Raw genomic sequence first — 15354 nt, 5'->3', positions numbered from 1 at the left:
GCTGTCCGGAGCCGTAGCGGCAGGGGGCGGCCGGGGCAGCCGGTCTCCCGGCGCGTCCCGCCCGCGCCGCGGGTCAGCCGGAGGAGTTCGCGTCCAGGCGGACGATCGTCTCGAGCGCCACCTCGATCATGTCCTCGAAGGACTCCTGCCGCTCGAGGGAGCTGGTCTCCTCGCCGGTGATCAGGTGGTCCGAGACGGTGCACAGGGCGAGCGCCCGGCGACCGAACTGCGCGGCGAGCGTGTACAGCGCGGCGGCCTCCATCTCCACCCCCAGGACGCCGTACCGCGCGAGGATCCCCGCAATCTCGGTGTCCGGGTTGTAGAACTGGTCCGAGGAGAACAGGCCGCCGGGGACCACCGGCAGCAGCCGCTCCTCGGCGACGTCCGCCGCGAGGCGCAGCAGCTCGAAATCCGCAGCCGGCGCATAGGAGACGTGGCGGAAGCGGGGCACGTTCATCGCCGAGTCGGTCGAGGCGGCGACGCCCAGGATCACGTCGCGCACCTTCACCCGCTCGGACAGGGCGCCGCAGGTGCCGACGCGGAGGATCGCCTGCACGTCGTAGTCGGAGAACAGTTCCTGGGCGTAGATGGCCATCGAGGGCTGGCCCATCCCGGAGCCCTGCGCGGAGATGCGCACTCCGGCGAAGGTGCCGGTGTAGCCCAGCATCCCCCGCACGTCGTTGTACTGGACGGGGTCCTCGAGGAAGGTCTCGGCGATCCACCGCGCACGGTAGGGGTCGCCGGGAAGGAGCACGTACGGAGCGATCTGGTCGGGCGAGGCACCGATGTGTGTCGACATGGCGCCAGCGTACGTCCGGGGCCGACGCAGGCGGTGCGGACGCACCGCATGTCGCGGCCCCGGGAGTCGGGCACAATGGCGTCCCGTGAACGCTCACTCCGCGCCGTCCCGTCGGCCCGCCCCGGTCCCCGCCGATGCGCGCCGCGCCCGCTGGGCCGTGTCCCTGCTGTTCCTGCTCAACGGGGCGTCGTTCTGCGCGATCCTGCCCCGCTACCCGGAGCTGGTCGAGAGCATCGGGCTGAGCAACACCGCGTTCGGGCTCGCCGTGGGCATCGGCCCCATCGGCGGTCTTGTCGCCGGTCTCGCGGCCGCGCGCCTGATGCGTAGCTGGGGGAGTGCCTCGGTCGCGGTGATCGCGCAGGTGGTCGCCTCGACCAGCCATCTGCTGGTGTACGTCGCGAGCTCCTGGCTGTGGCTCGCGGGGGCGCTGATCATCGCTATGGCGGCCGACGCGATCACGGACATCTCGATGAACTCGCACGGCATGCGGGTCGAGCGTCGCTACCGCCGCTCGATCATGAACAGCTACCACGGCTGGTGGTCCCTCGGCGCGGTGGGCGGCGGCCTGTTCGGCTCCGCCGCCGCCCAGTTGGGGGTGGCGCTGTGGCTGCAGGGCCTGGTGGGCCTCGTGGTCTTCGGCGCCGCCGCGGTGGTCTCCCGGCGGTTCATGCTCGCCGGGGACGACGCGACCGAGCGGACGGCGCCGGTCCCGGCCGCCGCGGGCCCGGCCCCGGGTTCCGCGGGGGAGGTGCCCGCGGCCCCGGTCCCGGGCGGGATGCGGATCGCCGGGATGACGCTGCGCTCCCTCGGCCTGGTGTGCGCGCTGGGCATGATCCTGGTGTTCGCGGGCTCCACCGAGGACGCGGGCAGCACCTGGGGTGCGCTGTTCATGCTCGACACCTTCGAGGTGACGCCCTTCGCGGCCGGTCTCGCCTTCGTGGCGCTGCAGGGGGCGCAGACCATCGGGCGCTTCACCGGCGATGCCGTCGTCGATCGGCTCGGCGACCGTGCGACCGCTCGCCTCGGCGCGGCGGTGAGCGCCCTCGGCATGACGCTCGCCCTGCTGCTGCCCAGCCCGGCGACCGCGATCATCGGCTTCGCCGCCGCCGGCTGGGGCGTGGCGACCCTGTTCCCCGCCGCCTACCGGGCGGCCGACGACATGCCCGGGGTGCCCCAGGGCGTCGGCCTCACGGTCGTGGGCTGGTTCGCGCGCCTGGGCTTCTTCGTCTCGCCGCCGATCGTCGGCGCCCTCGCCGATGCGCTGACCCTCCGTTACGCGCTGTGGATGGTGCCGCTGTACGCGGTGGGGATCCTGGTGTTCTCGGGAGCGCTGTCGGGGCGGTTCGACCGCCACGGCACCGGGTCCGAGGCATCCGAGACATCCGGGAAATCGGGGACCGCCGACGCCGAGCGCTGACGTCGACCGCCGAGCGCTGACGTCGGCGCGGAGCCCCCTCGCCGCACGCGGCCGAGCGGCCGCCGCGCCCCGGCCGTCCGGCTCAGAAGCGGCTCGTGTCCCCGGCGCCCTCGCGCGCGATCACCAGCTCGCCGCCGGTGAGGTCCACGACGGTGGTCGGCTCGATGCCCACCTCGCCCGCGTCGATGATCGCGTCGACCTGATCGCCGAGCAGGTCCTGCACCACCCAGCCCTCCGACGGCGGATCCTCCTGCCCCGGCAGCAGCAGCGTCGAGGAGACGATCGGCTCACCGAGCGCCTCGACCAGCGCATGGGCGACCTTGTGGTCGGGGATGCGCACGCCGACCGTGTGCTTCTTGGGGTGGGCCATCTTCCGCGGCACCTCCTTGGTGGCCGGGAGGATGAAGGTGTACGGGCCCGGGGTCGCGTTCTTGACCAGGCGGAAGGTGGGGTTGGAGACGATCACGAACTGCCCCAGCTGCGCGAAGTCGGCGCACACCAGGGTGAAGTGATGGTCCTTGCCGACCTGGCGGATGCGGCGGATGCGCTCGAGACCCTCCGACGCCCCGAGGGAGCAGCCCAGGGCATAGCAGGAGTCGGTCGGGTAGGCGATCAGCCCGCCGTCGCGCAGGACGGCGACGGCCTGCTCGAGCAGGCGGGGCTGCGGGTCGACGGGATGGATGTCGAGGTACCGGGCGGAGCCGGAGGATCTGGCCATGCTCGATGCTACGTCGGCGCGTCCCGCGGCGCGACGGGATGGGGGTGGACGTCGAGGGAGCGCCGGTGCGCCGAGCGGGGACGCGCCGCGCGTCGGGGAACGCTCAGGCGACGACCACGAACTCGCGACCGATCCACTTCGTGCGGCGCAGGCGCAGCACGGCGCTGACCGGCAGCGGGCCCTTGATATGCGGGTAGCCGCGACCGCGGCCGTCCTCGTCCTCCTCGATGTCCACGGCGACCCCGGCGGCCTCGACCCGCGCCACGTCGATCTCCAGGATCACGAGGTCCGCGGGGCGGTCCGGGTACACGCGCTTGGCGACCCCGGAGACCTGCTCCGGCCACGACGCATGGATGTAGCCGACCTCCGCGAGGTCACGTCCCCGGGTCGCCTGGGTGTAGATGCCCGCCCGTGCGGCCGCCTCCCAGGCGGCCAGCTCGGTGATGTGCCAGATCAGGGGCGCGGGCATGAGCGGCAGTGTACCGTGACCGGCATGGATGGGACCTCCCCGGCTCCGGGCGCGGTGCGCCTGCTCCACGACGACGACCGCGACCGGTACCAGGCGCTCGACGGCGAGGAGGTGGTGGCCGTCCTCTACTACGAGGACGAGCATCCGCCGGCCGCCGCGACAGCGCCGGGGAGCGACCTGGACCCCGCGCCGCGCATCCTCCGCGACCTGCGCTCGACCGTCGTCACCCCGGCGCGCTCCGGCCGCGGCCTCGGCTCCGCCCTGGTGCGCTTCGCCCTCGACGACATCCGTGCGCAGGATCTCCGCGTGCGGGCCACCTGCTGGTTCGTGCGGGGATGGATCGAGCGCCACCCCGAGTACGCCGACCTGCTGGAGACCCCGTGACCTATCGCGTCCTCACCGTCTGCACCGGCAACATCTGCCGTTCCCCCATGGCGGAGTACGCCCTCCGTGCCGCCGCTCGGGAGGCGGGCCTCGAGGGCCGGGTGGAGGTCGCCTCCGCGGGCACGACCGGCTGGGAGGAGGGCAATCCCGTCGATCCCCGGGCGGGAGCGCTGCTGGCCCGCCACGGCCTCGACGCCTCCGCCCACCGGGCCCGGGCGATCGATGCGCAGGAGCTCGCCGAGGCCGATCTGGTCCTCGCCCTGGACCATGACCACGTCGAGCCGCTGCGCCGGCTCGGTGGCGCGGGCCTCGCGGGTCGCCTGCACATGGTGCGTGACTTCGCGCCCGCGCCTGTCGAGGACACCGGCATCCGCGACCCCTGGTACGGGGACGAGAGCGACTTCGAGACCGTCTGGGAGCAGATCCAGGAGGCCGCCCCGGGGATCCTCGACCGGATCCGCGAGGATCTCGCCGCCCGGAGCGCCCGATGAACGCGAACCCCTCAGCTCACTCCGCACCGGACCCTGCACCGGACGCTGCTCCCGAGGCCGACGCACCGCTCTCGGCCCTCGGTACCGCCGCCGCACTGCGCCGCGGGGACCTCGACGTGCGCGAGCTCGCCGAGGTCGCCCTCGAGCGGGCCCGCTCCGTCGGCGCGCGCGTGGGAGCCTTCGCCCATGTCCTCGAGGACCTCACCCGGCGCCAGGCCGAGGACGTCGCCGTCCAGCTCGAGGACGCCCGTCGCCACGGCCGCCTCGAGGAGCTCGCGGCCGAGCGGCCGCTGCTGGGCGTCCCCCTGCCGATCAAGGACCTCTCCCGCATCGCGGGGGAGCCCTTCGAGGCCGGCAGCCTCGCCCTGCGCGGCACCATCGCCGAGGTCACCGACGGCGTCGCCCAGCGGCTGCTCGACGCCGGCACCCTCACCGTCGGCAAGACCAGCACCCCCGAGTTCGGGATGCCCTGCTACACCGAGCCCGCCACCGGCGCCCCCGCGCGCACCCCCTGGGACCTGCGGCGCACCGCCGGCGGATCCAGCGGGGGAGCGGGCGCCGCCGTCGCCTCGGGCATCGTCCCGATCGCGCACGGTTCCGACGGGGGCGGCTCGGTCCGGATACCGGCCGCCTGCTGCGGCGTGCTCGGTCTGAAGCCCTCGCGCGGCCTCGTCTCGCCCGGCCCCTACGGCACCGAGGGCATGGGGCTGGTGACCGACGGGATCCTCGCCCGCACCGTCGCCGATGTCGCCGCCGGACTCGACGTGATCGCTGCGCAGCTCCCGGGGGACGCCACCCCGCTCCGGCCGGAACCCGGCGGCTATCTCGCCGGGCTCGCCGGAGGGCTGCGCCCGCTGCGGATCGGGGTGCTGCGCGAGCCGCTCGCCGCCGAGACCGTGATCCATCCCGCCGCGCTGCGCGGCGTCGACCGCGCGGTGGGGCTGCTCCACGAGCTCGGCCACGAGCTGATCGAGGTGCCCGCCCCGTTCACCGCCGAGGAGTGGACCACCTTCATGCCCCTGTGGACCGTGGGTGCGGCGACCCTGCCGCTCTCCGCGGAGCAGGAGGCGCAGCTGCTCGAGCTGACCCGCTGGCTGCGGGAGCAAGGGCGGGCGTTCTCCGGGGCGGAGGTCGCGATCGCCCTCTCCGGGGTGCAGTCCCTCGCGCGCCGCACCGGGGAATCGTTCGCCCCCTTCGACGTGATCCTCTCCCCGGCGCTCGCCGGACCGCCCGCCCTGCCCGAGACCCTGCAGCTGGACCGCGGCGAGGACGACTTCGACGCGCAGCGCGCGTTCACCCCGTTCACGAGCACCTGGAACATGACCGGCAGGGCCGCCCTCGCCGTGCCGTTGCACCGGGAGCGGATCGACGGGGTCGAGCTCCCGCTCGGGGTGCAGCTCGGGGCGACCCGAGCGGGCGATGACCTGCTCCTGTTGCGGCTCGCGACCCAGCTCGAGGCCCATGATCCGTGGCCGCTCGTGCGCGAGCCCGTCGACGCATGACCGAGGACGGGACGACCTCCGAGGCGGCTTCCTCCCGGCCGCTGCCCCCACCCGGGGCGACGGGGCCGACGTCAGTGCGCCTGGACGTCTGGCTGTGGAGCGCCCGGCTGACGCCCACCCGCTCCGCGGCCACGGCCGCCTGCCGTGCCGGGCACGTGCGCCGGAACGGGGAGCCGGTCAAGGCCGCCCAGCGCATCGTCGTCGGGGACGAGCTGCGGATCCGCACCGCTGGCCGGGAGCGGATCGTGGTGGTCACGATGATCCTCGTCAAGCGGGTCGGGGCGCCCGTGGCCCGGACCGCCTACGAGGACCACAGCCCCGAGCCGCCCCCGCAGCTCGCCGCGGCGCCGCCTCGACGGGACCGCGGGAGCGGGCGTCCCACCAAGCGCGAGCGTCGCGCCCTGGATCGGCTGCGCGGCCGCGACGAGCGGTTGCGCCTGCCCGAGGACGACTCCGAGGACCAGTGAGGGCGGGCGCCCCGATCGGGATCCGTCGGATCCGTCCCGGAGGGCCCGCCCTCGTCGTCTGTGCGCTCAGCCGGAGTGCGAGAGCAGCTCCTGGCGATTGGCGGTCAGGCGCTGCAGCAGCATCGACTCCGTCGAGACCACCTTCGGGTTCGCGCCGTCGGCCAGCAGCCGCTGACGGATCGAGGCGAGATCCGCGCTCTCGCGGATGAACCGCTTCATGACCTTGCGTGCGCCGATCTGGTCCGCCCAGCGCTTGCCCTCGCGGCGGCCCTTCCAGGTGGCGAGCATCGCCACCTCCTCATGGGTGAGCCAGCCCTGGTTCGCGTAGTCGCCCAGGCGCACCTTGGTCAGCCGCGATTCATCCCAGATGAGCACGACGATGAAGATCAGCCAGATCAGCGAGAGCAGCATCTCGGCGCCGAACATCACCACGAGCAGCCCGAGGCCGCCGCCCATCGAGGCGAAGAAGTTCCAGGCGGCGTGCAGCAGCATGCCCGGGATCAGCGCGGGCAGGAACACCAGGAAGCCCGTGATCGTGCCCCACTTGCGGACCACGAAGCCCACGATCACGCCGGTCAGCGAGGTGTAGATGGCGTGGCCGAAGATGTTCAGGATGCCGCGCATCACGAAGTTGATCAGCAGCCCGATCTCGCCTCCGGCCTCGAGGGTGCGGGTGTAGTAGAGGATGTTCTCGGTGAAGGCGAAGCCCGCGCCGATCAGCGTCCCGTAGATCATGCCGTCGAGCGGGCCGTTGAAGTAGCGGCGGGCGAGGATCAGCAGCAGCAGCAGGCCCAGGCCCTTGGTGAGCTCCTCGACGATCGGCGCGCTGACCACGGCCCCGACCCAGTTGGCCAGCTCCGCGCTGCCCGAGAGGATGTAGACGATCTCGCCGTTCAGGGTGTTGAAGATGTAGCTCAGGCCCGCGGCGATCGCGGCGCCCCAGAAGACTGCGATGAACAGCAGCGGGATCGGCTGCGGGTCCCAGCGGTCGGCGAGGAAGATCATCCCCAGGATCAGCACCAGCGAGATCAGGGCGAGGAAGGCGCTGATCGGCCACCAGATCGGGTTCGAGCTCGAGCCGACGACGAACTGGAGGAAGAAGTACCCGAGCACCAGCAGGGCGAGGAAGCCGAGGACCACGAGCGCCAGCCACACCACGATCGAGGTCGCCGGCGGCTGCACCGTCGCCTGGGAGACCTCCTGGACGCGCCGGGTCTGCGTGGCCCAGGCGGACTGCGGCTGGGCCTGCTGGGGCCGCTGGATCTGCGCCGGGGCGAAGCGGGCGGCGGTCAGCCCCGAGGCCGGACGCACCGAGGTGTCATAGGCGCGCGGGTTGCCGTAGTCGACGTAGCGCGGCTGGGACTGGAAGGACGGAGCGCCGGGGGCCGACGAGGGCGCACCGGGCCGCGGCCGGCCGTTGGGCATGTACTGGCCGCCCTGCGGCGGGTACGGGGACTGGGACATGAGGGCCTCGGTTTCGACGTCGAGCAGGTCAGGGACGATCCCGGGGACGAGGTCGGCGTAGTGCACCCCCACACGACACGCACCGGGCTCCGATGCGATGCTACAGGCCGGGAGGTCGCACTCCGTGATCCACGGCACCTCAGCGAAGTGCGGGTGCCGAGGGCGCAGATCGGGAGGTCCGCCCGGCAGGCGGCGCACGGATCCGGCGCCGACGGCGGACCCGCCCGAGGTTGAGCGGAATAGACTCAACTCCGGGGTCGTTGCAGGGATCGGGAGGCGACCGGACCCGGGGCCTCCGGACCGGTCCCCGGCAACCCGCCGGCAGGACCGCACAGATCCGCCCAGGGCTACGCAGATCCGCACAGGACCGCACCGACGAGGAAGGAGCGCCGTGGAATTCCAGTTCACCCATCGTTCGCAGGAGGCCGTGACCGCGGCCGCCCAGAGAGCGGTCGAGCTCGGCAACCCCCAGATCAGCTCCCTGCACCTGCTGTGGGCCCTGGCCGCGCAGGCCGACGGCATCGGCCGTGCCGCCCTCGAGGAGGTCGGCGCCGATCCCGCTCAGGTCCTCGCCCGCACCGAGTCCGCGATCGCCGATCTCCCGCGGGTCAGCGGTTCTACCACGTCCTCACCCACCTTCGTCGGCACCGGGTTCGACGCCCTCGAGGCCGCGCGCCACGAGGCCGACCGGTCCGGACGCACCTACCTGTCCACCGAGCACCTGATGATCGGCATCGCGCTCGGCAAGGACGCCGCCGCGCGTCTGCTGGGCTCCCTCGGCGCGAACCCCGCCGCCCTCCGCGATGCCGTGACCCGCCTTTCCCCAGGAGATGACCGCATGAACCAGATGGACTCCCAGAACCCCGAAGGCACCTTCCAGAGCCTCGAGAAGTTCGGCATCGATCTCACCGAGCAGGCCCGCGAGGGTTGCCTCGACCCGGTGATCGGCCGCGACGCCGAGATCCGCCGCGTGATCCAGGTGCTGAGCCGCCGCACCAAGAACAACCCGGTGCTGATCGGCGAGCCGGGCGTCGGCAAGACGGCCGTCGTCGAGGGTCTCGCCCAGCGCATCGTGGCCGGGGACGTCCCCGACTCGCTGCGGGGGAAGCGGCTGATCTCCCTGGACCTCTCCTCGATGGTCGCGGGTTCCAAGTACCGCGGCGAGTTCGAGGAGCGGATGAAGGCGGTGCTCGACGAGATCCGCACCAGCAACGGGCAGATCATCACCTTCATCGACGAGCTGCACACCGTGGTCGGCGCGGGCGGCTCGGGCGACGGCGCGATGGACGCCGGCAACATGCTCAAGCCCATGCTCGCCCGCGGCGAGCTGCGCATGGTCGGCGCGACCACGCTCGACGAGTACCGCGAGAACATCGAGAAGGATCCAGCGCTCGAGCGCCGCTTCCAGCAGGTCTTCGTGGGGGAGCCGAGCGTCGAGGACACGATCACGATCCTCCGCGGTCTCAAGGACAAGTACGAGGCGCACCACAAGGTCTCCATCACCGATGCGGCGCTCGTCGCCGCGGCGACCCTCTCCAACCGCTACATCTCCGGGCGCCAGCTGCCGGACAAGGCCATCGACCTGGTCGACGAGGCCGCGTCCCGGCAGCGCATGGAGCTCGATTCCTCGCCGGAGCAGCTCGACATCCTGCGCCGCCAGGTCGACCGGCTGAAGATGGAGGAGCTCGCGCTCGCCGGCAGCGACGATCCCGGCAGCGTGGCCCAGCTGCAGTCGGTGCGCGCCCAGCTCGCCGACCGCACCGAGGCGATGACCGAGCTCTCCGCCCGCTGGGAGCGGGAGAAGGCCGGGCTGAACCTCGTCGGCGACCTCAAGGCACAGCTCGAGCAGCTGCGCATGCAGGCCGACCGCGCCCAGCGCGAGGGCGACCTGACCGCCGCCTCGAAGATCCTCTACGGCGACATCCCCGCGCTCAAGGCGCAGCTCGTCGAGGCGGAGGAGGACGAGGCCGCAGGCGCCACCGAGCAGTCGCGGCCGCTGGTCTCCGAGCGCGTGGGTCCCGATGACATCGCGGATGTAGTCGGCAGCTGGACCGGCATCCCTGCCGGCAGGCTGCTGCAGGCCGAGAGCGAGAAGCTGCTCGAGATGGAGGACATCATCGGGCAGCGGCTGATCGGACAGCGGCGCGCCGTCCAGGAGGTCTCCGACGCGGTGCGCCGGGCCCGGGCGGGGATCGCCGACCCCGACCGACCCACCGGCTCCTTCCTGTTCCTGGGACCCACGGGCGTGGGCAAGACCGAGCTCGCCAAGGCGCTCGCCGACTTCCTCTTCGACGACGAGCGGGCGATGGTCCGCATCGACATGTCGGAGTACGGCGAGAAGCACACCGTCTCCCGCCTGGTCGGAGCGCCCCCCGGGTACGTCGGCTACGACGAGGGCGGCCAGCTGACCGAGGCGGTCCGGCGCCGCCCCTACTCGGTGGTGCTGCTGGACGAGATCGAGAAGGCCCACCCTGACGTCTTCGACGTGCTGCTGCAGGTGCTCGACGACGGCCGCCTCACCGACGGCCAGGGGCGGACCGTGGACTTCCGCTCCTCGATCCTCATCCTGACCTCCAACCTCGGGGCTCACCTCCTGCAGGACCCGCAGCTCGGCGAGACCGAGAAGCACGAGAAGGTGATGCAGGTGGTGCGGGCCTCCTTCAAGCCCGAGTTCCTCAACCGCCTGGACGACGTGGTGATGTTCGAGTCGCTCTCCCGCGAGCAGCTCTCCTCGATCGTCACGCTGCAGATCCAGGAGGTGGCCGGGCGGCTGAGCGATCGCCGGATCCGGCTCGAGGTCGACGAGGCGGCGACCGCCTGGCTGGCCGAGGCCGGGTTCGACCCGCTGTACGGGGCACGTCCCCTCAAGCGGCTCGTGCAGAAGGAGATCGGCGACGCTCTCGCGCGGCTGATCCTGCGCGGTGCCGTCCACGACGGCGAGCTGGTGAGGGTCACCGTCGCGGAGGACCGCGGCGGGCTGCGCCTCGACGTGGTCGGCGAGGGCGAGCCGGAGGCTCCGGGCGACGGGGACTGATCCCGGCCGACCGACGCCTCGGCCGCGGTGCGGATCACCGAGGATCCCAGGGCATCCGCACCGCGGAGCGGCGTCGGTCGTACCAGGTCTCGGCATCGATCGCGGCCTGCCAGCGCGCTTCGTGCCGCTCGAGCCGTGCCATGTGGTTCTGCTCGAACTGCTCGAGGCGGGCGGCGGCCTCGGGGCTGAACGGCGCGATCCCCTCCCCGAGGTGCCCGCTCGCGCTCGCGACGGCCTCCACCGCCGAGGGGAGGGGATTCGCGGTCACGGTGTCCACCACGATCTCCGCGTGGCGGAAGCCGCCCCGCTCGACCGCGCGCACCACGCCCCCGAGGTCCCGGTCTCCGATGGCCGTGGAGACGTCCGCCGTGGTCTGGGAGACGTTGGCGATCCCGCGGTCCACACCGTCGATGTACTGGGCGAGCACCGAGCGCTCGCCGAGGGCGGCGCCCCCGAGATCGTGCCCGATCTGGAGCAGCGAGATGCCCCCGGTGTAGGCGCCGAGCCCTGCCTGCTCCATCCGCTGGCGGGCCGCGTCGTAGTACCCCTCGCCCGCCTCGTAGTACGTGGGCAGGGAGGCGACGTCGCCGACCACGGGGATCTTGCTCAGCAACAGGCGGCGATCGGCCTCCGCCTCCTCGAGCCGGCTCCCCCCGAGGCTGAACTCCTCGCCCTCGGGGAGCTCTCCCGGACCGTAGGCGCGGTGCGGAGCCCCCGGGTCGAGAGGAGCCGCGAAGGGCCCGCCGACCAGGGGACCGAGCGGCCCGTGCTCCGCCTCGTACTCCTGCACCCGGTCCTCGAGGTCGCGGAAGAGCCCGACCGGGTCGGGATGGGCCATCGGCCCGCCGACCTCCGGCGCGAAGGGATTCGAGCCCGGGGGCAACGGCGGTACTCTCCCTCCCCGGGGCGGGAAACCGGCGCGGACGCCCGCGAGCGGGTCGCCGGCGCCGTCGGCGGCGGAGGCCCGCTCCTGCTCAGCGGCCTCGTCCTGGATCTGTGCGCCCCTCGCGTCGAGCGCTCGGCAGGCGGCGAGAAGATCGCCGTCGACCTGGCCGAAGCGCGTGCGATGGGCCTCGGCATCGGGGCCCTCCCAGCGGAGGGCGGCGGTGCGCTCGCGAAGTCGCTCGAACAGCTCGCGCAGCTGCTCGGCCCTCTCGAGGATGGTCTCGGCGAGCTCGTCCATGGCGGTGGGATCGGATCCCCAGATGCTGGTCATGTCGCGACCGTAGGAGCCGGGACGCCTGCATGTCCGCCCGCGTCTTGCCGTTGTGGATACCGGGGCCTTGGGGAGGAACGGTTCCGCGCGCTCGGCGTCCGGTCCCGGCGAGACGCCGCCGGGCCCGGGACCCCTCGGTCCCGGGCCCGGCCGGATCCCCGCCGCGGAGGACGGGTACTGCTGCGTCGGTGCAGCTCAGCGACTCACACGACGATGTTGACGATCTTCGGGGCGCGGACGATGACCTTCCGCACCGTCTGCCCCTCGAGCAGCTCCTGCACCCGCGGCTCGGCCAGGACCAGTGCCTCGAGGTCCGCCTCGGAGATCTCGGGATCGACCTCGACGCGGTGGCGCACCTTGCCCTTCACCTGCACCACGCAGGTCACCGCGTCGGCCTTCAGCAGCTCCGGATCCGCCGTCGGGAAGGGCTCGCGCGAGATGCCGCCCGCGTGCCCGAGCCGCGCCCACAGTTCCTCCGCGAGGTGCGGGGCGAGCGGCGCGACCATCAGCACCAGCGGCTCGATCGCCCCGCGCGGCGAGACGCCTGCCTTGGTGAGGTGGTTGACCAGCTCGATCAGCTTCGCGATCGCCGTGTTGAACTGCATGCCGGCCATGTCCCGGCCCACGCCGTCGATCGCCCGATGGGTCGCCCGCAGGGTGTCGCGATCCGCGGGATCCTCGGAGACCAGCAGCTCGCCGCTCTCCTCGTCGACCACGAGGCGCCACAGCCGCTGCAGGAAGCGCTGCGAGCCGACGACAGAGCGGGTCTCCCACGGGCGGGACAGGTCCAGCGGGCCCATCGACATCTCGTAGACGCGCAGCGTGTCCGCCCCGTACTCCTCGTACATGTCGTCCGGGGTCACCGAGTTCTTCAGCGACTTGCCCATCTTCCCGTACTCCTGGGTGACCGGCTCGCCCTGGTAGGTGAACGTGCCGTCCTCCTCCGCGACGACCTCCTCCGCGGGCACGTGCACCCCGCGGGAGTCGGTGTACGCGAAGGCCTGGATGTAGCCCTGGTTGAACAGGCGGTGGAAGGGCTCCTGGCTGGAGACGTCACCGCGGTCGAAGAGCACCTTGTGCCAGAAGCGCGCGTACAGCAGGTGCAGCACGGCGTGCTCGACACCGCCGACGTACAGGTCGACGCCGCCGACCTCTCCCTCGCCCCGCGGGCCGAGCCAGTACTCCTCGTTCTCGGGACGCACCAGGACCGAGTCCTCGGTGGGGTCGATGTAGCGCAGGTGATACCAGGAGGAGCCCGCCCACTGAGGCATCGTGTTGGTCTCGCGCAGGTACGTCTTCGGCCCCTCGCCGAGGTCCAGCTCGACCTCCACCCAGTCGCCCGCACGGGACAGCGGGGTCTGCGGCTCGGTGTCGCGGTCCTCGGGGTCGAAGGTCTTCGGGGAGAAGTCCGCGACCTCCGGCAGGTCCACGGGCAGCATCGACTCCGGCAGCGGGATCGGGGTCTGCGGATCCGCGGGGTCGTAGACGATCGGGAACGGCTCGCCCCAGTAGCGCTGGCGCGAGAACAGCCAGTCGCGCAAGCGGTAGGTGGTGCGTGCCCGGCCGAAGCCGCGCTCGGACGCGAAGGCGGTCGCCCGGGCCTTGGCCTCGTCCTTGGACAGGCCGTCGAGGTCCAGATCGGCGGAGGCGGAGTTGATCTTCTCGCCGTCGCCGGTCCAGGCGCCGCCGGCGAAGTCCTCGGGCGGGCGCACGGTGCGGATGACCGGCAGCTCGAAGCGCTCCGCGAAGGCGAAGTCGCGCTCGTCCTCGGCGGGCACGGCCATGATCGCGCCGGTGCCGTAGCCGGTCAGCACGTAGTCGGCGGTGAACACCGGGATCTCGCGGCCGTCCATGGGGTTCACGGCGAACCAGCCGGTGAAGACGCCGGTCTTCTCGCGGTCCTCGGCGGTGCGCTCCTCCGCCCCCAGGGCGGCGGCGCGCTCCTGGTAGGCGGTGACGGCCTCGCGGGGGGTCGCGGCACCGCCGGTCCAGGCCTCCTTCGTGCCCTCGGGCCAGGCCGCGGGCAGGGCGGAGGGGTCCTCGAGCAGGGGGTGCTCGGGGGAGAGGACGGTGAAGGTCGCGCCGAACAGGGTGTCCACGCGGGTGGTGAAGACGTCGAAGGAGCTCTCCGCGGAGCCGGCCAGTTCGAAGCGCACCTCGGCACCCTCGGAGCGGCCGATCCAGTTGCGCTGCATGGCGCGGATCGACTCCGGCCAATCTACGCGGTCCAGGTCGTCGATCAGACGGTCCGCGTAGGCGGTGATGCGCATGTTCCACTGCCGCAGGCGCCGCGTGAACACGGGGAAGTTGCCGCGCTCGGAGCGGCCGTCGGCCGTGACCTCCTCGTTGGCCAGCACCGTGCCCAGGCCCGGGCACCAGTTCACCGGGGTCTCGGAGATGTAGGTCAGGCGGAAGGCATCGGCCAGGCGCGCGATCTCCGGATCGCTCGCGGCGGAGACCTCGGCGGCGCTGCGGCCGGACCACTCCGCGGGCAGCTCCAGTCCCTGGCGCGCGGCGAGCGCGAAGGGGTCGACGGCGCCGGTGCGCAGCCCCTCGCGCAGCTCGGAGATCGGGCGGGCGCGGCCGGTCACGCCGTCGGCGTTGGGGGCCTCCGGGTCGTACCAGGAGTCGAAGATGCGCAGGAAGATCCACTGCGTCCACTTCACGAAGGCCGGGTCGGTGGTGGCGAGCGAGCGGCGGGCGTCATGGGAGAGGCCCAGGCGGTGCAGCTGGCGGCGCATGTTCGCGACGTTCGCCTCAGTGGTCACCCGCGGGTGGGTCCCGGTCTGGACGGCGTACTGCTCGGCGGGCAGGCCGAAGGCGTCGTAGCCCATCGTGTACAGCACGTTGCGGCCCAGCATGCGGTGGTGACGTGCCACGACGTCGGTCGCGATGTACCCCAGCGGGTGGCCGACGTGGAGCCCCGAGCCCGAGGGGTACGGGAACATGTCCATGATGTAGGACTTGGCGCTCGCATCGGCCGGGGCCGCGGACTCCTCCCCGCCGTGCAGCGCGCCGACGGGATTGTCGGCGTGGAAGGTGCCTTCTTCGTCCCAGCGACGCTGCCAGCGTCGCTCGATCTCGTCGGCCAGCGCGGCGGTGTAGCGGTAGGGGGCCTCGCTCATGGGTGTTCGTCCTTCAGGTCGGTACGGCTCGGATGGAGGGGCTTCTGACATGGGAAAGCCCTCGCGCGGGCGAGGGCTGCCGCATCGGTGCCGACGGGGGAGCGGCGCGGACCGGCCGCGCCGGGAGGTCCCGGGGTCGGCGTACCCCGATGCGGCTAGAGAAGCAGAAGTCGACGAGCCACGGGCTCAGTGTACGACCCCGCGCACGGGCGTGGGGGGGGGGGGGGGGGGGGGGGGGGGGGGGGGGGGGGGGGGGGGGGGGGGGGGG

Annotated in this window: 12 protein-coding genes; 6 read left to right on the top strand and 6 right to left on the bottom strand. The window is 72.7% G+C overall.

Features of this window, described 5'->3' with window-relative positions:
• Window positions 1-73 precede the first annotated feature (73 nt).
• Complete coding sequence (gene deoD / locus ACZCAH_RS13755; RefSeq protein ID WP_464341618.1) at window positions 74-799, bottom strand: purine-nucleoside phosphorylase; 726 nt, start codon at window positions 797-799, stop codon at window positions 74-76.
• A gap of 85 nt (window positions 800-884) precedes the next feature.
• Here deoD and ACZCAH_RS13750 point away from each other — a divergent pair, with 85 nt between their 5' ends.
• Window positions 885-2216: an MFS transporter gene (locus ACZCAH_RS13750; protein ID WP_464341617.1), complete on the top strand. Its 1332-nt coding sequence runs from the start codon at window positions 885-887 to the stop codon at window positions 2214-2216.
• 82 nt (window positions 2217-2298) lie between these two features.
• Here ACZCAH_RS13750 and ACZCAH_RS13745 read toward each other — a convergent pair whose 3' ends face one another.
• On the bottom strand, window positions 2299-2934 hold the full coding sequence (locus ACZCAH_RS13745; RefSeq protein WP_464341616.1) for an L-threonylcarbamoyladenylate synthase: 636 nt from the start codon (window positions 2932-2934) through the stop codon (window positions 2299-2301).
• Window positions 2935-3037: 103 nt separating this feature from the next.
• Window positions 3038-3403 carry a DUF952 domain-containing protein gene (locus ACZCAH_RS13740; protein ID WP_464341615.1) on the bottom strand — a complete coding sequence of 122 codons (366 nt, stop codon included), beginning with the start codon at window positions 3401-3403 and terminating at the stop codon, window positions 3038-3040.
• 24 nt (window positions 3404-3427) lie between these two features.
• Here ACZCAH_RS13740 and ACZCAH_RS13735 point away from each other — a divergent pair, with 24 nt between their 5' ends.
• The 4 genes from ACZCAH_RS13735 to ACZCAH_RS13720 are packed head-to-tail and all read left to right on the top strand — an operon-like array spanning window position 3428 to window position 6247.
• On the top strand, window positions 3428-3787 hold the full coding sequence (locus ACZCAH_RS13735) for a GNAT family N-acetyltransferase (RefSeq protein ID WP_464341614.1): 360 nt from the start codon (window positions 3428-3430) through the stop codon (window positions 3785-3787).
• Window positions 3784-4278, top strand: coding sequence for a low molecular weight protein-tyrosine-phosphatase (locus ACZCAH_RS13730; RefSeq protein WP_464341613.1), 495 nt, complete (start codon window positions 3784-3786; stop codon window positions 4276-4278). The genes ACZCAH_RS13735 and ACZCAH_RS13730 overlap by 4 nt, the downstream gene beginning before the upstream one ends.
• Window positions 4275-5780 (top strand): amidase, encoded by a 1506-nt coding sequence (locus ACZCAH_RS13725; protein WP_464341612.1) that lies wholly within the window; start codon window positions 4275-4277, stop codon window positions 5778-5780. Before ACZCAH_RS13730 ends, ACZCAH_RS13725 begins: the two co-directional genes overlap by 4 nt.
• The gene (locus ACZCAH_RS13720) at window positions 5777-6247 is read left to right on the top strand and encodes an RNA-binding S4 domain-containing protein (protein ID WP_464341611.1); all 471 of its coding nucleotides are present in this window, start codon (window positions 5777-5779) and stop codon (window positions 6245-6247) included. Before ACZCAH_RS13725 ends, ACZCAH_RS13720 begins: the two co-directional genes overlap by 4 nt.
• A 66-nt stretch (window positions 6248-6313) precedes the next feature.
• Here the strand turns inward: ACZCAH_RS13720 and ACZCAH_RS13715 are convergent, their stop codons facing one another.
• Window positions 6314-7777: a PrsW family intramembrane metalloprotease gene (locus tag ACZCAH_RS13715; RefSeq protein WP_464341610.1), complete on the bottom strand. Its 1464-nt coding sequence runs from the start codon at window positions 7775-7777 to the stop codon at window positions 6314-6316.
• A gap of 325 nt (window positions 7778-8102) precedes the next feature.
• Here ACZCAH_RS13715 and ACZCAH_RS13710 point away from each other — a divergent pair, with 325 nt between their 5' ends.
• On the top strand, window positions 8103-10745 hold the full coding sequence (locus tag ACZCAH_RS13710) for an ATP-dependent Clp protease ATP-binding subunit (protein WP_464341609.1): 2643 nt from the start codon (window positions 8103-8105) through the stop codon (window positions 10743-10745).
• A 34-nt stretch (window positions 10746-10779) separates the two neighbouring features.
• Here the strand turns inward: ACZCAH_RS13710 and ACZCAH_RS13705 are convergent, their stop codons facing one another.
• Both ACZCAH_RS13705 and leuS read right to left on the bottom strand, forming a co-directional pair.
• Complete coding sequence (locus ACZCAH_RS13705; RefSeq protein WP_464341608.1) at window positions 10780-11961, bottom strand: hypothetical protein; 1182 nt, start codon at window positions 11959-11961, stop codon at window positions 10780-10782.
• Window positions 11962-12164: 203 nt separating this feature from the next.
• Entirely contained in the window at window positions 12165-15086 is a 2922-nt protein-coding gene (gene leuS, locus ACZCAH_RS13700; protein WP_464341607.1) for a leucine--tRNA ligase, read from the bottom strand.
• Window positions 15087-15354 lie beyond the last annotated feature (268 nt).

The organism is Brachybacterium sp. B718/18 (assembly GCF_055454375.1).
Note: the sequence above shows the minus strand (reverse complement) of the source record. Positions and strands in the feature narration are given on the sequence as shown.